This window comes from Buttiauxella sp. (assembly GCF_035271705.1).
Lineage (GTDB): Bacteria > Pseudomonadota > Gammaproteobacteria > Enterobacterales > Enterobacteriaceae > Buttiauxella.
In genome coordinates this window covers 23,698-44,370 of record NZ_DATERI010000077.1, presented here as the reverse complement: position 1 = coordinate 44,370, position 20,673 = coordinate 23,698, and the positions used below count along the sequence as shown (strand labels likewise).

General features: G+C 51.9%; 21 protein-coding genes and 1 riboswitch. Of the genes, 7 read left to right on the top strand and 14 right to left on the bottom strand.

All coding sequences use genetic code 11. The annotated features are described in order from the left end of the window. Positions 1-51: 51 nt before the first annotated feature. The 5 genes from moaE to moaA form a co-directional block, all read right to left on the bottom strand. Positions 52-504: a molybdopterin synthase catalytic subunit MoaE gene (gene moaE / locus VJY99_RS06780; protein WP_324117302.1), complete on the bottom strand. Its 453-nt coding sequence runs from the start codon at positions 502-504 to the stop codon at positions 52-54. Between the two features lies 1 nt (position 505). Beyond that, complete coding sequence (moaD, locus tag VJY99_RS06775; protein WP_324117301.1) at positions 506-751, bottom strand: molybdopterin synthase sulfur carrier subunit; 246 nt, start codon at positions 749-751, stop codon at positions 506-508. Then, on the bottom strand, positions 744-1,241 hold the full coding sequence (gene moaC / locus VJY99_RS06770) for a cyclic pyranopterin monophosphate synthase MoaC (protein ID WP_324117300.1): 498 nt from the start codon (positions 1,239-1,241) through the stop codon (positions 744-746). Before moaC ends, moaD begins: the two co-directional genes overlap by 8 nt. 3 nt (positions 1,242-1,244) lie before the next feature. Continuing rightward, the gene (moaB, locus tag VJY99_RS06765) at positions 1,245-1,757 is read right to left on the bottom strand and encodes a molybdenum cofactor biosynthesis protein B (protein ID WP_324117299.1); all 513 of its coding nucleotides are present in this window, start codon (positions 1,755-1,757) and stop codon (positions 1,245-1,247) included. A 31-nt stretch (positions 1,758-1,788) separates the two neighbouring features. Further along, positions 1,789-2,778 (bottom strand): GTP 3',8-cyclase MoaA, encoded by a 990-nt coding sequence (gene moaA / locus VJY99_RS06760; RefSeq protein ID WP_324117298.1) that lies wholly within the window; start codon positions 2,776-2,778, stop codon positions 1,789-1,791. After that, positions 2,766-2,897, bottom strand: a riboswitch (molybdenum cofactor riboswitch). (Overlaps the previous gene by 13 nt.) Positions 2,898-3,222: 325 nt before the next feature. On the opposite strand from moaA, the gene yvcK reads away from it, so the two are divergent. Then, positions 3,223-4,131: a uridine diphosphate-N-acetylglucosamine-binding protein YvcK gene (gene yvcK / locus VJY99_RS06755; protein WP_324117297.1), complete on the top strand. Its 909-nt coding sequence runs from the start codon at positions 3,223-3,225 to the stop codon at positions 4,129-4,131. A gap of 81 nt (positions 4,132-4,212) precedes the next feature. Here the strand turns inward: yvcK and uvrB are convergent, their stop codons facing one another. Further along, entirely contained in the window at positions 4,213-6,228 is a 2,016-nt protein-coding gene (gene uvrB, locus VJY99_RS06750; protein ID WP_324117296.1) for an excinuclease ABC subunit UvrB, read from the bottom strand. An 806-nt stretch (positions 6,229-7,034) separates the two neighbouring features. Here uvrB and VJY99_RS06745 point away from each other — a divergent pair. After that, complete coding sequence (locus VJY99_RS06745) at positions 7,035-7,748, top strand: ABC transporter ATP-binding protein (protein WP_324117295.1); 714 nt, start codon at positions 7,035-7,037, stop codon at positions 7,746-7,748. Between the two features lie 285 nt (positions 7,749-8,033). Here the strand turns inward: VJY99_RS06745 and bioD are convergent, their stop codons facing one another. The 4 genes from bioD to bioB are packed head-to-tail and all read right to left on the bottom strand — an operon-like array spanning position 8,034 to position 11,643. Next, positions 8,034-8,717 (bottom strand): dethiobiotin synthase, encoded by a 684-nt coding sequence (bioD, locus tag VJY99_RS06740; RefSeq protein WP_324117294.1) that lies wholly within the window; start codon positions 8,715-8,717, stop codon positions 8,034-8,036. After that, positions 8,710-9,468, bottom strand: a complete 759-nt coding sequence (gene bioC / locus VJY99_RS06735) for a malonyl-ACP O-methyltransferase BioC (RefSeq protein WP_324117293.1) — start codon at positions 9,466-9,468, stop codon at positions 8,710-8,712. The genes bioD and bioC overlap by 8 nt, the downstream gene beginning before the upstream one ends. Beyond that, on the bottom strand, positions 9,452-10,606 hold the full coding sequence (gene bioF, locus VJY99_RS06730; protein WP_324117292.1) for an 8-amino-7-oxononanoate synthase: 1,155 nt from the start codon (positions 10,604-10,606) through the stop codon (positions 9,452-9,454). The genes bioC and bioF overlap by 17 nt, the downstream gene beginning before the upstream one ends. Next, a complete protein-coding gene (gene bioB, locus VJY99_RS06725; RefSeq protein ID WP_324117291.1) occupies positions 10,603-11,643 on the bottom strand; it encodes a biotin synthase BioB in 1,041 nt (346 codons plus the stop codon). Before bioB ends, bioF begins: the two co-directional genes overlap by 4 nt. Before the next feature lie 89 nt (positions 11,644-11,732). Here bioB and bioA point away from each other — a divergent pair, with 89 nt between their 5' ends. The 4 genes from bioA (at position 11,733) to VJY99_RS06705 (ending at position 15,673) form a co-directional block, all read left to right on the top strand. After that, complete coding sequence (gene bioA, locus VJY99_RS06720; protein WP_324117290.1) at positions 11,733-13,022, top strand: adenosylmethionine--8-amino-7-oxononanoate transaminase; 1,290 nt, start codon at positions 11,733-11,735, stop codon at positions 13,020-13,022. A 68-nt stretch (positions 13,023-13,090) separates the two neighbouring features. Next, positions 13,091-13,771: a type 1 glutamine amidotransferase domain-containing protein gene (locus VJY99_RS06715; protein ID WP_324117289.1), complete on the top strand. Its 681-nt coding sequence runs from the start codon at positions 13,091-13,093 to the stop codon at positions 13,769-13,771. 15 nt (positions 13,772-13,786) lie between these two features. After that, positions 13,787-14,263 carry a kinase inhibitor gene (locus tag VJY99_RS06710; protein WP_324117288.1) on the top strand — a complete coding sequence of 159 codons (477 nt, stop codon included), beginning with the start codon at positions 13,787-13,789 and terminating at the stop codon, positions 14,261-14,263. A gap of 111 nt (positions 14,264-14,374) precedes the next feature. Next, positions 14,375-15,673 (top strand): putative acyl-CoA thioester hydrolase, encoded by a 1,299-nt coding sequence (locus VJY99_RS06705; RefSeq protein ID WP_324117287.1) that lies wholly within the window; start codon positions 14,375-14,377, stop codon positions 15,671-15,673. Positions 15,674-15,740: 67 nt separating this feature from the next. Here VJY99_RS06705 and pgl read toward each other — a convergent pair whose 3' ends face one another. Beyond that, complete coding sequence (gene pgl / locus VJY99_RS06700) at positions 15,741-16,739, bottom strand: 6-phosphogluconolactonase (protein WP_324117286.1); 999 nt, start codon at positions 16,737-16,739, stop codon at positions 15,741-15,743. Between the two features lie 267 nt (positions 16,740-17,006). On the opposite strand from pgl, the gene VJY99_RS06695 reads away from it, so the two are divergent. Next, on the top strand, positions 17,007-17,825 hold the full coding sequence (locus VJY99_RS06695; protein WP_324117285.1) for a pyridoxal phosphatase: 819 nt from the start codon (positions 17,007-17,009) through the stop codon (positions 17,823-17,825). 48 nt (positions 17,826-17,873) lie between these two features. On the opposite strand, the gene modC is transcribed toward VJY99_RS06695, so the two are convergent. The 3 genes from modC to modA are packed head-to-tail and all read right to left on the bottom strand — an operon-like array spanning position 17,874 to position 20,400. Beyond that, the gene (gene modC / locus VJY99_RS06690) at positions 17,874-18,932 is read right to left on the bottom strand and encodes a molybdenum ABC transporter ATP-binding protein ModC (RefSeq protein ID WP_324117284.1); all 1,059 of its coding nucleotides are present in this window, start codon (positions 18,930-18,932) and stop codon (positions 17,874-17,876) included. Next, the gene (gene modB / locus VJY99_RS06685) at positions 18,932-19,624 is read right to left on the bottom strand and encodes a molybdate ABC transporter permease subunit (protein ID WP_324117283.1); all 693 of its coding nucleotides are present in this window, start codon (positions 19,622-19,624) and stop codon (positions 18,932-18,934) included. The genes modC and modB overlap by 1 nt, the downstream gene beginning before the upstream one ends. A gap of 2 nt (positions 19,625-19,626) precedes the next feature. After that, positions 19,627-20,400, bottom strand: coding sequence for a molybdate ABC transporter substrate-binding protein (gene modA, locus VJY99_RS06680; protein WP_324117282.1), 774 nt, complete (start codon positions 20,398-20,400; stop codon positions 19,627-19,629). Between the last annotated feature and the right edge of the window lie 273 nt (positions 20,401-20,673).

Genomic DNA, 20,673 nt, shown 5'->3' with positions numbered 1-20,673 from the left:
AGGCTTGAAAACCTGTACCTTAAGATTAACACAACTGCGGGAAGGTGCCTGTTACCAGCGTTTGGCCGCTTGTTTATCAGAATCGCGAGCATCTACCCAGCGATCGCCATCAGCCGTGGCTTCGCGCTTCCAGAACGGGGCGCGTGTTTTCAGATAATCCATAATGAATTGTGCGGATTCGAACGCAGAACTGCGATGCGCGCCGGTCACACCCACGAAGACAATTTCATCCCCTGGCCACAATTCACCGATGCGGTGAATCACGCTTACCCGTTGTAGCGGCCAGCGTTCGCGCGCTTGCTCGATAATTTCTGCCAGCGCTTTTTCTGTCATTCCTGGATAATGCTCGAGTGTTAACGCACTGACGCTATCGCCAAGATTGTGATTGCGCACTTTGCCCGTAAACGTCACCACCGCACCGTCTTCATCGCACTGTGCGAGCCACTGGTATTCATCGCCGACGTTAAAATTCTCGTGGCTGACACGAATTCGCGTGTTTTCCATTTTAACCTCCCGTGACCGGAGGGAAGAAAGCCACTTCGTCACCGTCACTAAGCGGATGGTCGAAATTAACCAGCGTTTGATTCACCGCCGCCAGCAGTTTGCCGGACTCCAGCGCCAACGCCCAACGGTCGCTTTTCGCCGCCAGATTTTGGCGCAGTTGCTCTACATCGTTAAAACTCGCGTCCAGTTGCAGGTTGTCGCAATCAACCAACTCACGCACCTGGGCAAAAAACAATACGTTAATCATGGCTTTCCACCTTGCTTTCTACTTTAAAGTCGCCAGATTTACCGCCGCTTTTCGCCAGCAGACGAACAGGGCCTATCACCATATCTTTCTGCACCGCTTTGCACATGTCGTAGATGGTTAACGCCGCAACCGACGCCGCGGTCAGCGCTTCCATTTCAACACCAGTTTTACCGGTCAGACGGCAGACAGATTCGATACGCACACGATTATGTTCAGGCTCAGCGGCTAAATTCACTTCGACTTTGCTGAGCATCAACGGGTGGCAAAGCGGAATCAAATCCCAGGTGCGTTTAGCCGCCTGGATCCCGGCGATTCGCGCGGTGGCAAACACGTCACCTTTGTGATGACTGCCTTCAATAATCATCGCCAGCGTTTCAGCTTCCATGGTGATAAACGCTTCGGCACGCGCTTCACGCACAGTTTCTGCTTTGGCGGAGACATCGACCATGTGCGCTTCGCCAGCGGCATTAATATGAGTTAGTTGCGACATAATTTATTTCTTGAGGTGTGGATGGAAATTACACGGGCGCACACGGGCATCAAGCTGTGGCTGGATGATATTTTCCCACGCGGTATGACACGCTTTGGTCGAACCCGGCATGGCGAAAATCAGTGTGCGGTTTGCGACACCTGCCAGGGCGCGAGATTGCAGCGTCGAGGTGCCTATCTCCTCAAAAGAGAGCATGCGGAAGACTTCACCAAAACCTTCAATTTCCCGGTCAAACAACGGCAACAACGCTTCAGGGGACTGGTCGCCCTCGGTAAAACCGGTACCGCCGTTAATGAGCACCACCTGCACTTCGTCATCAGCAATCCATTGGGAAACCTGAGCGCGTATTGCGTAGCGGTTTTCTTTCACAATCGCTTTGGCAACCACTTTGTGTCCCGCGTCAATGGCGGCTTCACGCAGATAATGCCCTGAAGTATCGTCGTCTTCACCACGACGGCTTGAAACAGTCAGAATGGCGATATGCACCGGGATAAATTCGCTGCTCGTCTGGCTCATTGTTATGTTCCCTTTTAACTGGGTATTGGGTTTACCCGCCGATATAAGACAGGTTCTGGGTGATCCCGGTCTCACCTTCATGCAGGAAATGGGTCTGTTTTTTGTGCGTCAACGCTTCGGCAATACGTGCTTCAAGCTCGTTGATTTGCCCGTCATCCGCCAGCAAGTCACGTAGTGAAATACCCTGGTCGCCAAACAAACACAGATGCAGATTACCTACCGACGAAACGCGCAGACGGTTACAACTGGCACAAAAGTCTTTTTCATACGGCATGATAAGGCCGATTTCACCCTGATAATCTGGGTGGCAAAAGACTTGTGCCGGGCCATCACTGCGGCTACGAAGCTGGTGAATCCAACCGCGAGCCAGTAACTGGTCGCGAATGGTTTTCCCTGAAATGTGGTGTTTGCGGAACACGTCTCCACCGTCGCCGGTTTCCATCAATTCGATGAAGCGCAACTGGATTGGACGCGGTTTGATCCACGCAAGGAAGGTATCGAGCTCGTGGTGGTTTATGCCACGCATCAGCACAGTATTGACTTTGACGCGTTCAAATCCAGCGGAGAACGCAGCGTCAATACCGTCCATCACCTGACGGAATTTATCCTGCCCGGTAATCGCGTGAAACTGTCGAGCGTCGAGGCTATCAACGCTGACATTCACCGCGGTCAGTCCGGCATCACGCCATTGCTGGATGTCGCGTGCAAGACGATAACCGTTGGTGGTCACGGCAATCTGGCGGATCCCTGGGTTTTCACGCACCGCAGCGATGATGTCGGTGAAGTCTTTTCGTAAAGAGGGTTCGCCACCCGTCAGGCGGACTTTTTCAGTACCGAGGGCGGCAAAGGCGCGCGTCACGCGGCGAATTTCATCGACGTTGAGGAAACTTTTATTGGCGACACCGTGAGGTTTGTAGCCATCCGGCAGACAATAGTTGCAACGAAAATTGCAAACGTCGGTAATAGACAGACGCAGGTAAAAAAACTGACGAGCGTATGCGTCGGTAAGTTGAGTAGCCATGTACACCTTCCAAATATGGGAGATGCAGGCATTTCTTTCTGCACCCTGGTGACTCAAGGTCACGGCCAAAGCACCGTATCTTTCGACTTAGGTCCAGAGGCTTAGTGTGTGTTATATCCGTCATCATTCAAACCGCAGGGGTGTTGGCTGCGTTCGCTCACCCCGGTCACTTACTTTAGTCAGTTCCAGGGAATTCACCCCCTTGCCGCCTACCTGCAACGTGAATGCTAACGACTATGGCGATAGTAGCGCGTGATGAAGTTATTCGCTATAGCAGCTTTCGCTATATAATTAAACACATAACGAACTAATCGTTCAATTTCACAACACACTACCCGATAAGTGAACATTTGCATTGATATACATCATTAACCTCCGAGCCTGAATCGTATTTTGAGATCTTTTACGCTACCTTATTTCGATAGTGGGTGATAAGGAATAGTTATGCGTAATCGTACGCTTACGGATTTGGACCGAGTGGTTGCTCTCGGCGGTGGACATGGTCTGGGAAGGGTTATGTCATCCCTCTCCTCTTTAGGTTCACGTTTAACCGGTATTGTGACTACCACTGATAATGGGGGTTCTACGGGGCGAATTCGACGCTCTGAAGGCGGCATTGCCTGGGGCGATATGCGCAACTGTTTAAATCAGTTAATTACTGAGCAGAGCGTGGCTTCAGCGATGTTTGAGTATCGTTTTAGTGGCAATGGCGAACTTTCTGGGCATAACCTTGGAAACCTGATGTTAAAGGCATTAGACCACCTGAGCGTGCGGCCTCTGGAAGCCATTAATCTCATTCGTAACTTGCTCAAAGTGGATGCATTTCTGATTCCGATGTCCGAACAACCCGTGGATTTGATGGCGACGGATGCGGACGGTAATTGTATTTACGGTGAAGTGAATATTGATAAGCTTTCTTCGCCGCCGCAGGAGCTGTCGTTATTCCCGAAAGCTCATGCCACACGCGAAGCAGTACAGGCGATTGCCGAAGCCGATTTGATTCTGATTGGCCCTGGAAGTTTCTATACCAGCCTGATGCCGTTACTGTTGCTCGAAGATATGGATCAGGCACTGCGCCGCACCCCTGCCCCCGTGGTGTTTATCGGTAATCTGGGAAAAGAGTTAAGCACTGCCGCCGCCAGCCTGTCCCTTGGGCAAACGCTGGACATCATGGAGCAACGTGTCGGTAAGCGCATCATTGATGCCGTGGTGGTTGGCCCGCAGGTGGATGTGACTGAAATCACTGACCGTGTCGTGATTCAGGAGCCTCTCGAAGCGTGCGATATTCGTTATCGTCATGACCGGCATTTGCTGCGCCAGGCGCTGGAAAAAGCGCTTCAGCAGTTGGGGTAAGAAAACACTTTCTTTTGATTCACCGTCACGGGCAAAAAGGGTGGATGAGGCTATCGCTTATCCACCTACCACTGCTTTCATTTACGACGCCGCGATAAATAACTGCCGTAGATGATGCAGTTGGTCACGCAACTGCGCAGCTTCTTCAAATTCCAAATTCTGTGCGTGCTCAAGCATCTTCCCTTCCAACTGATGAATTTTCTGTTGCAGGGCTTTAGGCGTCAGAAGAATTTCATCATCTTCAATCACGCTGCGAGCTTTGCTCTTCATTCGGCCTTTGGTTTTTGCCATCCCTTCACCCAGTTGAAGGACGTCCACAACCTTTTTGTTCAAGCCTTGCGGCGTAATGCCATTTTCTTCGTTATAAAGCTGCTGTTTCTCACGGCGACGCTCCGTTTCACTAATCGCCTTCGCCATGGAGGCTGTGATTTTGTCACCATACAGAATGGCTTTACCGTTGATGTTACGTGCCGCACGGCCAATTGTCTGAATGAGTGAACGCTCGGAGCGCAGGAAACCTTCTTTATCGGCATCCAGAATCGCCACCAGCGACACTTCAGGCATATCCAACCCCTCACGTAGCAAGTTGATACCCACCAACACGTCGAACTCGCCAAGGCGCAAATCACGGATGATTTCCATACGCTCAACGGTATCAATGTCTGAGTGCAGATAACGCACCCGCTCACCATGCTCTTCCAGATACTCCGTTAAATCCTCGGCCATACGCTTAGTCAGCGTAGTGACTAGAACACGTTCGTTGATTACAACGCGTTTGCGGATCTCAGACAGCAGGTCGTCAACCTGAGTCCCAACAGGACGCACTTCGATAATAGGGTCCAGCAAACCGGTTGGCCTGACGACCTGATCGACAACATCGCCGCCCGACTTTTCTAACTCGTAATTGCTCGGCGTAGCGGACACATAGATGGTTTGTGGGGCCAGCGCTTCAAACTCTTCAAATCTCAGTGGGCGGTTATCCAGCGCCGATGGCAGACGGAATCCATACTCCACCAATGTTTCTTTGCGCGCCCGGTCACCTTTGTACATGCCGCCGATTTGCGGAATAGTCACGTGGGACTCATCAACCACTAACAGGCCATCTGCTGGCAGATAATCGAAAAGTGTTGGCGGTGGCTCGCCTGGACCACGGCCCGACAGGAAGCGCGAATAGTTTTCTACTCCAGAGCAATAACCCAATTCGTTCATCATCTCTAAATCGAACTGAGTCCGTTGCGACAGGCGTTGCTCTTCAAGCAGTTTGTTGTTCGCCAGCAAGACCTTTTTGCGGTCTGCCAGTTCAACCTTAATCTCTTCCATGGCTTGCACGATACGTTCACGCGGCGTGACGTAATGCGATTTTGGATAAACGGTGAAGCGTTGAATCACCTGGTCTATTTGCCCCGTCAGCGGGTCAAACAACGAAAGCCGCTCCACTTCCTCGTCAAACAACTCCACACGTAACGCCAAATCGTCCGACTCAGCCGGGAAGATGTCGATGACTTCTCCGCGCACACGGAAGGTCGCGCGCTGGAAAGCCTGGTCATTACGGGTGTATTGCAATTCGGTCAAACGGCGCAAAATTGAACGCTGATCGATGATCATCCCTTTGGTGAGATGCAGCATCATTTTCAGGTAGAGGTCAGGGTCACCCAGGCCGTATATCGCCGACACCGAAGCCACCACAATCACATCACGCCTTTCCAGTAATGCTTTGGTGGCTGACAGACGCATCTGTTCAATGTGTTCATTAACCGAGGAGTCTTTTTCGATAAAGGTATCAGAACTCGGGACGTAGGCTTCGGGCTGGTAATAATCGTAGTAAGAGACAAAGAACTCGACCGCGTTATCCGGAAAGAACTCTTTCATCTCGCCATACAATTGTGCCGCGAGAGTTTTGTTCGGGGCCAGCACCATAGTGGGACGTTGCAAATCAGCAATCACATTGGCCACGGTGAAGGTCTTACCTGAGCCCGTCACCCCCAAAAGTGTTTGATGGGCAAGCCCGTCTTGTAACCCCTCTTCAAGGCGGCGTATGGCTTCGGGCTGATCGCCAGAAGGTTTGAATGCTGAATTTAATTTGAACGCTTTACTCATGAAGAGGCTACCTGATGGAGAAACGAGCGGGCCGGAGGATAATTTTACTCGGCACAGGAAATTTTGCCAGAAAAAGATACTGGATGAAAAACCAGTTCCTTGCACCAAAGTTGATGATATTGCCCCTCTGCGCTGGCTGGTTTGCAGGAAAAAATAACCACTCTCAGATATTTCAGCTACCCAAAATGGTTATCCCCAGATTTTTTTACCTTTTAACATTTGTCAAGCAGTGTCACAAAAGCGTAAGGAACATCTATGACACTTTCATTGCAGTGATTGATTTTATTCAACCTGTTAATTTTAAACAGTTATTTTATAAAGTCTGGTTTCACGCCAATTCATGCGCAGCCCGCGCCAGTGCTCGCTTATCACAAGTTTTCTAACTCTAATGCACAAGGTTATCCACAGGAATAGTGGATAACTGCTCTCAGCCCTTTTGCAGCGCAGACCGCAAAAAACCATAAAATCCCTATGCCAACCTCTAAAAATATTTTTCGGTTTTATTTTTAGTCCTTTTTTACCTGGCTAGGATCCACAATTTCTAATGATCCTGTTCACGTATTGCGCATTATCCTGGAGCAACTCTATGGCTTTGCACCAAACGCACCTGTGAGCAGGCACTGACAAAGTGCATTCGGTTTTTCGCGTGGTAGACGGCGAAGGTTTCTTCAACCTTTTTCATGAGTCTTTTCTCAAAGTTGCAATGTTCCGCCGCGCAAGAAGGTTAATGGCAAGGGAATTGCACTGTTTTACTCACTTAAGTCGAAACACTGCACGTTGTTAACCCTGTCTGAAGGAGAATATCGATGTTGAGTCTGCGAGCTGTTAATCAGTTTTATGGTGAAAGCCATATTCTGTGGAATTTAGATCTTGAACTGACTCCAGGCGAATGCACCTGTGTGCTGGGTGCACCTGGTATGGGTAAAACAACGCTGGTTAACTGCATCACCGGTTACCTGCCTGTGCAAAGTGGCAGCATGACCTGGCTTGAGGCTGGGCACCCACCACAAGATTTGCTGGCCCAACCTATTGAAGGTAGAGCGGCACTGGGGATGAGCTATGTCGCCCAGGACAGACGTATTTTTTCCCAACTGAGCGTTGAAGAAAACCTGCAAATTGCTCTATTAGCCGCCCGTGTACGACAGTCACGCCCGATCCCATCCATGATCTATGAACTGTTCCCTGAACTCTATAGCTTGCGCCACGTGCGCGGCGGCGAACTGTCAGGTGATCTTCAACAGCAACTGGCATTAGCAAGGGCGCTGGTGACCGAGCCGAAATTGTTGATTCTGGATGAACCCACTTTTGGCAGCGGCCAGCGATTTATTAATGATCTCGGCAATATCATTCGGCGGCTAAGCCGCGACTTTGGACTGACTATTCTGCTGGTTGAGCAACGGTTGTCGTTTATTCGTCGTGTGGCAGACCGTTTCTGTTTGCTGCACCGTGGACGTAACGTCGCTCAGGGTAACGTCGAACTGCTGGACGACAAGTTAGTAGCCAGTTGGATTGACCCATGATGGTGTGCCAACCGACGGCAAGAAGGGTAAACCCGTCTTTGCCGTCACAACTGCCCGAGCTCCAGCAGATCAGGCATCACTTCTACCAATACCGCACCAGGGATAACGTCTTTGATGGCTGACACGACGGCCTGCTTTGCATCTTGCGCTTCACAAATGAAATTCAGCGCAATGCGCCCGTTAACGCCCCGCCAACCAGTGCGTCATCGCAGCCCTACGCACCTAGCGCTTCTACCCATGGTTTTTTTTCTGGCAATGTAAAAATCATCGACAAAAATTTGCGGGTTATGCCGAAAGCAGCGAAATATCCAGATGGTGACCGAGGAGCGTTTCCTCGTTAAGTTGCGGGCAAAACGGTATTTCACCCAGCATCGGGGCGTTTAAAACCTCACGCAACGTCGCAATGTATTCTGCGTGGCGCTTCCCGGTAGGTTGAACATCGTTAGCAATCCAACCCACCAGATGCAGCCCTGCGTTTTGCACCGCATGTGCCGTCAACATGGCATGATTAATACAACCCAGTTTCACCCCAACAACCAGAATGACGGGCAACTGCTCCTGGATAACCCAATCGGCAAAGGTGGCCGTCTGTGAAAGGGGCGTAAACCAACCTCCTGCCCCTTCAACCTGCAACCAGTCAGCCCGTGAAGCAAGCGCCTCAAGACCCGCTGAGATTGTTGATAACTCAATAGGCCGTTTTTCAGCCGCACTGACAATATGCGGCGAAGTCGGTTCCAGAAAGGCAAAAGGATTGACCTGTTCGTAGTCCAATTTGACGCTGCTATTACGCTGCAACGCCTGCGCATCGCTGTTGCGGATCCCTGCTGGCGTCATTTCGCTGCCAGAAGCGACCGGCTTATAACCTGCGGTGCGGTAACCCGCGTCAGTGGCGGCTTGCAGCAGTGCACAACTGGCGACTGTTTTACCCACTTCGGTATCAGTTCCGGTCACAAACCATCTTTTAATCACGTTCTATTACTCCACAAACGAGCTGCCAGGTTAGGGGGAATTGCCCCTCTTTTTGCGGCCAGGCGAGGCTTAATTTTTGCAATTGCTGGCGAGTCATTAGTGACGCTTTGCGTCCATCATGCAGATGCGTTGCGCCAATGCCTTTGAGCGAGTGCATGGCACTCATAACACTTGCGTAAGACTGAGTAATCTCATGGACTTGCAAGGAACAGCGCCAGCCTGCGCAAGCATCCTTAATCTGCTCAAAGGTGAGAAATTGATTCGCATGAGAGCGTTCATCTACCGCCTGCCACGCAGTATGAAGTTCACTTAATGAACTCGCCGCAAGCGTAGTAAATGCCACGCATCCTCCTGGGCGGGTGATGCGATAAAGCTCACTCAAACCGTCACGTAATGCGTTGCACCACTGCACCGCCAGATTGCTCCAGGCTAAATCAACTTGCCCATCGGGTAGTGCAATGGCCTCGATGTCACCTTCGAGATAACAGTCTGCCGACCCAAGCTGGGCCGCATAATTGAGCATGGCGGGCGAGAGATCCAGCGCCGTCACATGGCAGCCTTTGTTGCGCCAGGCGCGGCTGTACCAGCCGGTGCCACATCCGGCATCCAGCATGGTGGCGATGTGTCGGCTTGCGAGCATGTCGCCAAGCAATTCACCGCTGGTGCGCTGGAGTTCGGCATGGCTGTCATAGGTGGTGGCCGCGCGTCCAAATGCCGCAGCGACGGCTGCTTTGTTAACGAGTTGCGTCATTTAGCGCCTCCAGAAGCCTGTCGATATCCTCACGGGTATGGCTGGCGGTCAGTGTGACACGCAGCCGCGCTGTCCCTTGTGGCACAGTGGGCGGACGAATGGCCGTCAGCCAAAATCCGCGCTCGCGCATGGTTGCAGCAAGGTTCAACGCCGCCTGATTTTCGCCCACAATCAGAGGCTGAATAGCGGATTGTGAGGCCATCAATTTCAACGGTAACGCTTCGGCCCCAGCGCGGAAGTGGGCGATATTGGCCTGCAATTGCGCGCGCCTTGCATCATCACGACGAATCACTCGCAGCGCTGCCGTTAACGCACTGGCCTGGGCCGGTGGCATTGCCGTGCTGTAAATGAGATGTCGGGCAAATTGCAGCAAATAATCCGCTAGCGACTCACTGCACAGCACCGCCGCACCACTGGCACCAAATGCTTTCCCGAAGGTCACGACCAGCAAATCGGGCTTAATCTGTTGCTGGTCACAACTCCCCCGCCCTTCTTGCCCGATAACCCCGATGCCATGAGCATCGTCGACCATCAACAACGCCCCGCAGTCCAGGCTAGCCTGAGCGATTTCAGCCAACGGTGCGGCATCGCCATCCATGCTGAAGACGCCTTCGGTGAAGGCCAGTTGTAGACCACCATCATTGGGTTGCGCCAGCAACATTTGCAGCGACTGCACATCATTATGCGCAAAACGCCGCAACTGCGCCGGGCTATGCATGGCGGCTTCCAGAAGCGAGGCGTGGCTGAGTTTATCGGCAACGATTCGATCAGCTTTTTCAGTTAGCGCGGCAATGAGCGCCTGATTGGCCGCAAAACCTGAAATAAACAGCAGTGCGCGTGGGTAGCCGAGCCAGTCCGCAAGTTGCTGTTCAAATTGTTGATGCGCCTGGTGATAGCCCGTGACATGCCCGGAGCCACCACTGCCGACACCGTAACTCTCGGCCCCTTGCTGCCAGGCTTGAATCACCTCCGCATGGTGGCTCATTCCCAGGTAGTCATTACTGGAAAAATTCAGGTAACGGGTTTCGTTTTGTACAAGGTAGCGCCCGCTACCTTGTTGATTCACCTGACGGATGCGGAAACTGTCGTTCGCACGTCGTTGCTCAAGCGCGCGGTCGATGCGTTGCTGCCAACTCATATTGCCGCCGCGTTGTAGTAATTCTCCGTATCCGCGCCGAGCAATTGCTCGGCCAGTTGTTGTTGCTGTTCGTTATCACCCGCGTGAGTGGTGGTTTGCTGCGGGTTAAGCCCCAACTTGCGGAACAGTTGCAGATCTTTGTCTTCTTCCGGATTGGGTGTGGTAAGCAGTTTGCAGCCGTAGAAAATAGAGTTGGCCCCCGCCATGAAACACATGGCCTGAGTTTGCTCGCTCATCTGTTCACGCCCGGCAGAAAGGCGCACGAACGACCCTGGCATCATGATGCGTGCCACGGCGATGGTGCGGATAAAATCAAACGCATCGACGTCTTCATTATCTGCCATCGGGGTACCTTTCACCTTCACCAACATATTGATTGGCACGCTTTCTGGCGGCGTCGGTAGATTGGCGAGTTGCAGTAACAATCCAGCGCGATCGGTTACGGTTTCGCCCAAGCCAACGATGCCACCGGAGCAGACTTTAATTCCGGCACCGCGCACTTTGTCGAGGGTGTCGAGGCGCTCCTGATAGGTGCGCGTGGTAATAATATTGCCGTAAAATTCTGGGGAGGTATCGAGGTTATGGTTGTAATAATCAAGGCCAGCCTCCGCGAGGCGCTGTGCTTGTGCGCCGGTTAGCGTGCCAAGCGTCATACAGGTTTCCAGGCCCATTTCGCGCACGCCTTGTACCATTTGCTCAAGATACGGCATGTCACGGTCGTTAGGGTTTTTCCAGGCAGCCCCCATACAGAAACGCGTAGAACCCGCGTTCAGCGCTTTACGCGCCGAGTCCAGAACTTGCTCAACTTCCATCAGGCGTTCGGATGTCAGACCGGTTTTGTATCGCGCACTTTGTGGGCAATATTTGCAGTCTTCCGGGCATGCACCCGTTTTAATCGACAGCAAAGTACTGACCTGCACATGACGAGGATCGAAGTGCTGACGGTGAACTTGTTGCGCCTCAAACATCAGTTCGAGGAAGGGTTTCTCAAATAAAGCAGTGACCTGCGACATTGACCAGCGTGCATGGTGAGCCATTGGGCGTCTCCAAAAAGGGTGTTGTTAGCCGTTGATTGACGTTATACTTGTAAACCTAAATCTTTTTTAAATGGTTTACAAGTCACCCTATGACCCCTGCTGATTTAGCGTTCGACCAACAACATATCTGGCACCCGTACACTTCCATGACCCAACCGTTACCGGTTTATCCGGTGGTGGCGGCAACGGGCTGCGAACTGCAACTTGCTGATGGTAAAGCCCTTGTTGATGGGATGTCATCCTGGTGGGCGGCGATTCATGGCTACAATCACCCACGCCTGAATCAGGCGATGAAAGACCAGATTGAAAGGATGTCGCATGTGATGTTTGGCGGTATCACGCACCCGCCAGCGGTTGCGCTGTGCCGTAAACTGGTCGCCATGACGCCGGAAAATCTTGAGTGCGTTTTCCTTGCCGACTCCGGCTCTGTTGCCGTTGAAGTGGCGATGAAAATGGCATTGCAGTACTGGCATGCCAAAGGCGACCCACGCCAGAAGTTTCTCACCTTCCGTCACGGTTATCATGGCGATACCTTTGGTGCGATGTCAGTTTGCGATCCCGATAATTCGATGCACAGTTTGTGGCAGGGTTACCTCCCTGAACACCTGTTTGCGCCTGCGCCGAAGTGCCGCTTTGACGATGAATGGGATGAAATGGACATTGTGCCTTTCGCACGTTTAATGGCCGCGCACCGTCATGAAATCGCCGCCGTTATCCTTGAGCCGATTGTTCAGGGTGCAGGCGGAATGCGTTTTTATCATCCGGAATGGCTCAAGCGTATTCGTCGCATGTGCGACCGCGAAGGGATTTTGCTGATTGCCGATGAGATAGCCACCGGCTTTGGCCGCACCGGAAAATTGTTTGCCTGTGAACATGCGGGTATTTCACCGGATATTTTGTGCCTGGGCAAAGCGCTGACTGGCGGCACCATGACACTCTCCGCCACGCTGACCACCCGCCTGGTGGCAGAAACCATCAGCAATGGCGAAGCCGGATGCTTTATGCATGGTCCGACGTTTATGGGTAATCCGTTAGCCTGTGCGGTGGCAGCCGAAAGCCTCGCCTTGCTTGAATCAGGCCAGTGGCAGCAACAAGTGAAGGCTCTGGAACAGCAGTTGTTGGCGGGGCTTAAACCTTTGCAGGATTGCGAACACGTCGCTGATGTACGCGTGCTTGGAGCCATTGGCGTCGTTGAAACGCATCATGCGGTCGATATGGCGGCCCTTCAGGCGTTCTTTGTCGAACAAGGGGTGTGGATTCGGCCTTTCGGGCGTCTGATTTACCTGATGCCGCCTTACGTCATCACGCCCGAGCAGTTAGCAAAACTGATCAAAGCCGTGGCGAGTGCGGTGGAAAATCCGGCGTTTTTCAAAAGCTGACCACCAGCAAGCCGCTCGCGGATGCACTACACTTCGAGGATCTTTTCACGCTCTTAAGGGAGATTCAGATGAAAATCCTCATGGTGTTAACCTCGCACAATCAACTGGGCAATACTGGCAAACCCACAGGATTTTGGCTGGAGGAGTTTGCCGCGCCCTATTATGTTTTTCGCGATGCAGGTCTGAATATCACTCTCGCCTCGCCAAAAGGCGGGCAACCGCCACTTGATCCCAAAAGCGATGAACCCGACGCACAAACCGATGACACTCGCCGTTTCCGTAGTGATGATGCCGCCCAAAAACTGTTAGCCAATACCGAAAAACTTGAAAACGTCCGCGTCGTCGATTTTGACGCGGTGTTCTATCCCGGCGGGCACGGACCATTGTGGGATTTGGCAGAAGATAAACACTCGATCAAATTGCTTGAGCAGTTTTGGGCAGCAGGCAAGCCCGTTGCTGCGGTATGCCATGCTCCTGGGGTTTTGCGCCACGTGACAAAACCTGATGGCTCACCGCTGGTTAAAGGTAAACGGGTGACGGGGTTTACCAATAGTGAAGAAGAGGGTGTTGGCTTAACCGCAATCGTGCCATTCCTGGTGGAGGATGAACTGAAAAAAGCCGGCGGGTTATTCGAGCGCACTGATGATTGGGGCGAGTATGCGGTGGTCGATGGGCATCTGGTGACCGGGCAAAACCCCGCGTCGTCAACAATTGCTGCCGAAGAACTGTTGAAATTACTCAATCTCTAACTATCAGGAGCGGCTATGAAACTGATAAGCCAGGATTTCAAAGATGGGGATAAACTCCCCTGGCGCCAGGTGTTTAATGGAATGGGCTACGAAGGCGATAACATTTCCCCTCATCTAGCATGGGACGATGTCCCCTCAGGGGCCAAAAGTTTTGTCGTAACCAGTTACGATCCTGACGCACCAACGGGTTCAGGCTGGTGGCATTGGGTGGTAATAAATCTCCCGGCTGATACCCGTGTTTTACCACAAGGTGCAGGCTCAGGGATTGCTGAACTGCCAGAACCTGCGATACAAACCTTGACCGATTTCGGTAAACCCGGTTACGGCGGTGCGGCACCACCGAAAGGGGAATCACACCGCTACATCTTCACCGTTTACGCTTTAGATGTTGAAAACCTGGATGTGGGAGAGAGCGCTTCTGGCGCAATGGTCGGTTTTAATGTCCATTTTCACTCATTAGCCAGTGCTTCTATCACCGCAATGTTCAATTAATCCCATCTTTATGAAGCCGATTTGCACAATCGGCTTCCTGTTTTGCTCAACTTAGTATAAAAAAGCAGGCTTTCAGACCCCCTTTTAAAATTGCACTGCAAGGAGCAACCCTTGAACACATTCTCTGTTTCTCGTCGGGCAGCCGTGATCGCTTTTGCTGTGGCGCTATCAGCCTGTAGTTCTACACCACCAGATGAACTCCCTTCTTCGCAAGTGGCACCTGGTACTCAATCTCGTCCAGTTTTATCGTCCGATGAAGCGCAGAACTTTGTTCAGGCGCGCTATTTCGCCTCTAAGAATAAAGATGAAGCGCCATGGACTCCGTCCTCTATTCAGCTTCCGCAGCAGCCTGACTATGTTGTCGGTGCCGCTGGTGGCGCAGGTGTGACACACACCTCTATTCAGGCAGCCGTTGATGCCGCCATGATAAAACACAGCAACAACCGCCTGTACATCGCTATTCAACCAGGCGAATACCCTGGCACCGTTTATATCCCGGGGGGTTCAGGTAGCGTGACGTTATACGGCACGACAGACAATGCCAGCGATGTAAAAATCATCATGCCACTGGACTCTGAAATCGACGTAAACACCTGGCGTCGTGCGGTAAATACCGCGGGCAGATATATGCCGGGTAAACCTGCGTGGTACATGTTTGATAGCTGCCAGAGCAAGCGTAGCGCGACCGTCGGTATCATGTGTTCTGCCGCTGTCTGGTCACAGAACAATGGCTTGCAGATGCAAAACCTGACAATCGCTAACACTTTGGGTGACAGCGTTGATGCCGGTAACCATCAGGCCGTCGCTCTGCGTTCCGATGGCGACAAAGTTCAGCTAAACAATGTTCACCTGCTGGGCCGTCAGAACACCTTCTTCGTCACCAACAGCGATATACAAAACCGCCTGTTGACTGACCGCCAACCGCGCACGTTAGTCACGAAAAGCTACATCGAAGGTGATGTGGATGTGGTTGCTGGCCGTGGTGCAGTGGTGTTTGATAATACCGAGTTCCACCTGGTAAACAGCCGTACAAAAGAAGGCACTGTGTTTGCACCTGCAACATTGCCAAACATTTATTACGGTTTCCTGGTCACCAACAGCCGCTTCACTGCTGCCGCCGATAGCGTCGCACAACTGGGCCGCGCCTGGGATGTGGAAGCGACTGAAAACGGTTATGCCGCAGGCCAGACTTCAAACGGCCAGGTGGTTATCCGTGATAGCGTGATTAATGAAGGTTTCAACATGGCAAAACCGTGGGGCGATGCCGTGGGATCTAAACGTCCGTTTACCGGCAATATCGGTGTGAAAAGCGAAAAAGGTGACATCCAGCGCGATCTGAATGACGCTAACGCAAACCGCTTGTGGGAATTCAACAACCGTGGCGTAGGTAGCCAGGTCGTTACCCAATAAAATAAGCGTGTTGTTTAAAAGAAAAAACCTCGCAATCGCGAGGTTTTTTTATCACATAATCAAAAAATTAGTGGGCATTAACCACCACCCACATCGGCCCTTGCCCTACAGCATAACGGCCTTTTTCTTCTAGTAAACCTTGCTCTCCGATGATTTGATAAACCGCGATATGGTGCGATTTCTGCCCTGCGGCAATCAAATATTTACCCGAGTGATCAACGTTGAAACCGCGTGGTTGCGTTTCGGTCGGCTGATAACCTTCTACCGCTAGCACGCTGCCATCTTCAGAGACGCTGAATACCGTGATAATGCTGGCGGTACGGTCACAGGTATACAGGTGGAGACCATCAGGTGTGATGTGAATATCTGCCGCCCAACGGGTGTCAGAGAAGCCTGGCGGCATGATATCCAGCGTTTGCACGCATTCAATTTTGCCGTAGGTATTTTTCAGCTCCCACACATCAACAGACCCGTTCAGTTCGTTAACGCAATAACCGTATTGTTGATTCGGGTGGAACACCATATGGCGCGGGCCAGCCCCTTCAACGGTGGTCACTTCTGCAGGAGTTTGCGCGACCAGATGGCCGTCGTCAGACAGGATAAACTGGCAGATGCGATCTTGCTTCAGCGCAGGAACCCACAAAGTGCGGTTGTCCGGAGAAATATTGGCAGAGTGGCAACCTTCTAAACCTTCAACAACATCAACCACGTCACCTGGTAAGCCATCGTTACCCAGGCTCACAACGCTGACGCTGCCTGCATTGTAAGAGGCGCTGAACAGGAAACGGCCTTGATGGTCGGTAGAAATGTGCGTTGGGCTGCCCGGAATGGCTGTCGCACCCGCTTCGGTGAGCATGCCATCATCAGGTGCAATGCGATAAGCAATCACACGAAATTCAGGGCGTACACCTACGTACAGATAACGTTTGTCGGGGCTGATGACCATCGGTTGAACCTGCCCTGCAACATCCACCACCTGCACCAGGGTTAACTCGCCGCTGGCGTTAAGTTGCCAAACGTGGATTTGCTCGCTTTCTGGGCTGGCGGTATAGACTGTTTGTTTCATGAATTCTCTCTCCTCCCAACATCTTGAGTAATAGTCACAAGGGTAGTGCGTTTTGCCGCTTCGTGTTGTCCTTTTGAACAACGCCGCAAGCGGTGTACACCCGTCATACTTCAAGTTGCAGGTGCGTTGTCTGCGTTCAGTCACCCGAATCACTTACTCGAGTAAGCTCATCGGGATTCCTTCACTTGCTGCCTTCCTTCAACTCGAAGTCTCTTGGGTGTAACATCTGCACAGGCCTTATGATTCTAAATTTGACTGGAACCCTAAATGACTTTTCGCGTAATCGCCCTTGATCTCGACGGCACCTTACTCACGCCGCAAAAAACTATTCTTCCTGAATCAATGACAGCTTTACAGCGTGCACGTGAAGCAGGCTTTAAAGTTGTCATTGTGACGGGTCGTCATCACGTTGCCATCCATCCTTTTTATCAGGCACTGGCCCTGGATACACCTGCAATTTGCTGTAATGGGACTTATTTGTATGATTATCATGCTAAAAAGGTTCTTTCATCCGATCCATTACACCCTCAGCAAGCTAGCCAGTTGATTGACTTGCTGGATACCCATAACATTCATGGGTTGATGTATGTCGATGACGTGATGCTGTATCAGGAAACAACAGGTCATGTTTTGCGTACTGAGAATTGGGCTAAATCGTTACCAGAAGCACAGCGCCCGGTGTTCCGCCATGTGAATTCATTACGTGAAGCAGTGCAAGAAGTGGACGCCATCTGGAAATTTGCTCTTACGGATGAAGATACCGTGAAATTGCAGAATTTCACCCAAGTTGTGGAAAATGAGCTTGGCTTGTCTTGTGAGTGGTCATGGCATGATCAGGTCGATGTGGCTCAACGCGGCAACAGCAAAGGCAATCGTTTAGCGCAATGGGTTGAGTCACAAGGCTTATCAATGAGCCAGGTCATTGCCTTTGGGGATAACTTTAACGACCTGAGTATGCTGGAAAGTGCAGGCCTGGGTGTCGCGATGGGCAATGCCGACGAGGCGATTAAAGCGCGTGCAGATTTGGTGATTGGAACCAATCTGGAAACCGGTATTGCAGAAACGATTTATAAGCATTTGATTTAGCTTCGTGAAGGGTGGTGGATGGCCCTTGCGCTTATCCACCCAACAAAATCACGCGCTAATCGACACGCTTTTGATTTGTGCGTACAGCCACTGGCCTGGTTTTATCATTAGCTCGTCCCTTGCCCACGGGCTAATCCGCGCCCACAGTTTCCTTGACCCTACTTCCAGTTGGACTTCTACCTGCCCTTCATCGTCGTAACATTGGGCGACTTTCGCCCGCAGCACGTTACGAATACTGCTATTGACCGGCGGCTGGAGCACCAACGAAACGTCTGATGCCTGAATGCGAATGCGTAACGAGGCCTGCAACGGGCTATCCAGTTTATTGACCCACAGATGCTGGTCGCCAAGTGCTAACGCAGTCATCGCATAATGCGGGTGATGCTCCATCACCGTCACTTTCAGCACACTGCTTTGCTGCTCTTTGGGCAACCACGGATGCATCACGCTGCTGCCCCACACCTCTTCCAGATTGCCAAAAGCTTTTACCGAGCCCGCATCAAGCACCAGCACTTTATCTGCCAAATGCAGGATCTCTTCCAGCGAGTGGCTGACATACAACATGGGGATATTGATTTCCCGCGCCAGGCGTTGCAGATACGGCAGCAGTTCTCGTTTACGTGGGATATCCAGCGAGGCCAGCGGCTCATCGAGCAGCAGCAATTCTGGCGAGGTTAACAACGCGCGGCCAATCGCCACACGCTGCTTTTCGCCACCGGACAAACTCCATGGGAATCGGTCCAGTAGCGGTTCAATCCCCAGCAGCGCAACCAGTTTATCGAACTGCCCGGCTGCACTTCTCGGCATGCCATATTTCAGATTTCCACGCACACGGTAGTGCGGGAACAGGCGCGCATCCTGGAAGACATAACCAATGCGACGTTTTTCCGGGGCCAGGAAACGCTTGTTTTCTGCATCACTTAGCACGCGATCATTAAGTACAATTCGGCCTTGCTGTGGATGAGTCAGACCACTGATCGCGTTAATTAGCGAGGTTTTACCCGCACCTGAGACGCCAAATACAGCGGTAATCCCCTTCCCTGGTAAGGTTTCGTTTATCTCAAGACGCAGGTCACCCAGCGTCTGAACAAAATTGAGCTCCAGCATCAGAGTGCCCCTATCCGCTTACGGCTCTGTCGCGCTAACCATTCCGCTACCAGCAATGACGCCAGTGCCAAAACAATCGAAATCACACATAAACGCGCTGCGGCATTTTCGCCACCCGGGGTTTGAATCAGTGTGTACATGGCCGAAGGAATAGTGCGTGTTTCACCAGGAATATTCGAAACGAAAGTGATAGTGGCACCGAACTCACCCAGCGAGCGAGCAAATGCCAGCACGGTTCCGGCAATGATGCCCGGCAACGTCAACGGTAAGGTAATGGTGCAAAACACACGCCAGCGGCCAGCACCGAGTGTGCGAGCAGCCTGTTCAAGTTTCATATCCACGCTTTCCAGTGCAAGGCGAATCGCTCGTACCATCAGCGGGAAAGACATCACCGCCGCAGCAAGCACTGCTCCGCGCCAACTGAAGGCGAATGTGATACCTAATACGTCGTAAATCCAGGCGCCAATCACACCGCGTCGCCCCATCGCAATCAGCAATAAGTAACCGACTACCACAGGCGGGAGCACTAATGGAAGATGGATAATACTGTCGAGCAACGCTTTACCAGGGAACCGGCAACGCACCAATACCCAAGCGAAGAAGATCCCAAATGGGAGACTAAATAACACCGCAAGGGTTGAGACTTTCAGGCTCAGCAGTACCGCCTGCCATTCGGGATCAGTCAATATCATTCTTATTTCGTCGTAAATCCATAACGTTGGAATATGGCAGCCGCTTCTGGCCCTTTCAGATACGTGTAAAAGGCGCTAACTGTTGGGGTGTCGCGGCCTTTAACAATGGCAATCGGGTATTCCACTTTCTGATGAGAATCCTCAGGGAAAGTACCGACAACTTTCACGCCTTTGCTCGCAACCGCGTCTGAGCCATACACAATGCCGAGCGGTGCTTCATCACGTTCCACCAGCAGCAGCGCGCCACGGACATCTTCTGCCGGAGCAAGTTTTGCCGATAGCGTATCCCAGGCACCTAATTTTTGCAGTGCTTCTTTCGCGTAAATACCCGCAGGAACGTGGTCTGGATCACCCACTGCAAGACGGCCGTCTTTTAGCAGTGAGTCCCAGTGGGTTTTTGCGTTAATCGCAACATCGCCAATTTTGCTGGTAATAGGTGCGACAACCACCAGGCTGTTGCCGAGCAGTGTTTCACGGGTGTCGGTTTTAATCGCGTCTTTGCTCACGGCATAATCCATCCATTTCTGATCTGCAGAAATGAATAAATCGGCCGGAGCACCCGCTTCAATTTGGCGCGCAAGCGTTGAAGATGAAGCAAACGAAGCCGCGATTTCGACAGTTTTGCCTTTCTGATATTGCGTCGCAATATCCTGCATCGCGTTAGACAACGATGCTGCGGCAAATACCGTAATTTTGCTGTTATCGGCGAATGCTTGCCCGGCCAGAGTGATGCTCAATGCCGCGCCTAATGCCAGACGTACCCACTGCTTAGCCATGTGTTACTCCACTGAGTTTCGTTATGTACTACACAATATAACGGTACTAAGACAGAATTTACATAACTTATCGGCAGGACGAACGGAAAGTTTATCCTCCGAGCACCTTCAAGCGGTGATGGCTACAGCAAGAATATCGTCGCGAGACCCAGGAAGATAAAGAACCCCCCAGTGTCGGTGATGGCGGTGATCATCACGCTCGGTCTTGCGCACGCTGTTGGGTGCTGTACTTTGGAGTGACAGACATCTGGCCATTTACCCCCGTGATTGTGG